Annotated in this window: 1 rRNA gene (cut by a window edge); it reads left to right on the top strand. The window is 50.5% G+C overall.

Annotated features, from left to right (window positions below):
• Positions 1-188: 188 nt before the first annotated feature.
• Positions 189-1,742, top strand: a 23S ribosomal RNA gene (locus tag I2H74_RS24360) (it continues 1,373 nt past the right edge of the window).

Raw genomic sequence — 1,742 nt, 5'->3', positions numbered from 1 at the left:
TCATTGTACCTTGAAAACTGAATCGTGAAGAGAAGTTAAAGTGTCTTAGAATATCCTTATCTTAATGATACGGTGATATCGCGATGGCGCGAGAAGATGTTCTACAGTGATTGATTATCGAGGGTTTTTCCTAAGGTATGATATTTTGCTGGAGAATAAGCTTCGAAGTGATGCATCGCAAAAATCATGGTTAAGCTATTAAGAGCACACGGAGGATGCCTAGGCACCAGGAGCCGATGAAGGACGTGGCGAACAACGATATGCTTCGGGGAGCTGTAAGCAAGCTTTGATCCGGAGATTTCCGAATGGGGAAACCCAGCTGTCGTAATGGGCAGTTACTTATGTCTGAATACATAGGACATAAGATGGCATACGAGGGGAACTGAAACATCTAAGTACCCTCAGGAAGAGAAAACAATAGTGATTCCGTCAGTAGCGGCGAGCGAAAGCGGAACAGCCTAAACCAAGGAGCTTGCTCCTTGGGGTTGTGGGACGTCTCACATGGAGTCAGAAAGGTGTTTATTAAACGAAGAGGTCTGGAAAGGCCCGCCATAGAAGGTAACAGCCCTGTAGTTGAAAGTAAATGCCCTCCGAGACGGATCCCGAGTACCGCGGGACACGTGAAACCCCGTGGGAATCTGGCAGGACCATCTGCTAAGGCTAAATACTCCCTGGTGACCGATAGTGAAGCAGTACCGTGAGGGAAAGGTGAAAAGCACCCCGGAAGGGGAGTGAAAGAGAACCTGAAACCGTGTGCTTACAAGAAGTCAGAGCCCTTTCTATGGGTGATGGCGTGCCTTTTGTAGAATGAACCGGCGAGTTACGTTTGCGTGCAAGGTTAAGGTGAAAAGCCGCAGCCGAAGCGAAAGCGAGTCTGAATAGGGCGATTAAGTACGTAGACGTAGACCCGAAACCGTGTGATCTACCCCTGTCCAGGGTGAAGGTGCGGTAACACGCACTGGAGGCCCGAACCCACGTACGTTGAAAAGTGCGGGGATGAGGTGGGGGTAGCGGAGAAATTCCAATCGAACTCGGAGATAGCTGGTTCTCCCCGAAATAGCTTTAGGGCTAGCCTCGGAAGATGAGTCGTGGAGGTAGAGCACTGATTGGATGCGGGGCCCGCCAAGGGTTACCAAGTTCAGTCAAACTCCGAATGCCACAGACTTTAATCCGGGAGTCAGACAGTGGGTGCTAAGGTCCATTGTCAAGAGGGAAACAGCCCAGACCATCAGCTAAGGTCCCAAAGTGTGTGTTAAGTGGGAAAGGATGTGGAGTTGCTTAGACAACCAGGATGTTGGCTTAGAAGCAGCCATCATTTAAAGAGTGCGTAATAGCTCACTGGTCGAGTGACTCTGCGCCGAAAATGTAACGGGGCTAAACACACCACCGAAGCTATGGCTTGAAACTATGTTTCAGGGGTAGGGGAGCGTTGTGTACCGGGTTGAAGGTAGACCGGAAGGACTGCTGGACTGTACACAAGTGAGAATGCCGGTATGAGTAACGAAAAGACATGTGAGAATCATGTCCGCCGAAAGCCTAAGGGTTCCTGAGGAAGGTTCGTCCGCTCAGGGTAAGTCGGGACCTAAGGCGAGGCCGAAAGGCGTAGTCGAAGGACAACAGGTTGAAATTCCTGTACCACCGTAAACCGTTATGAGCAATGGGGTGACGCAGAAGGATAGGGACGCGAGCTGATGGATGCTCGTCCAAGCAGTGAGGCTGATGTGTAGGCAAATCCGCACATC

It is taken from the genome of Paenibacillus sp. 1001270B_150601_E10, assembly GCF_015558675.1.
Classification (GTDB): Bacteria; Bacillota; Bacilli; order Paenibacillales; family Paenibacillaceae; genus Paenibacillus_B.
Note: the sequence above shows the minus strand (reverse complement) of the source record. Positions and strands in the feature narration are given on the sequence as shown.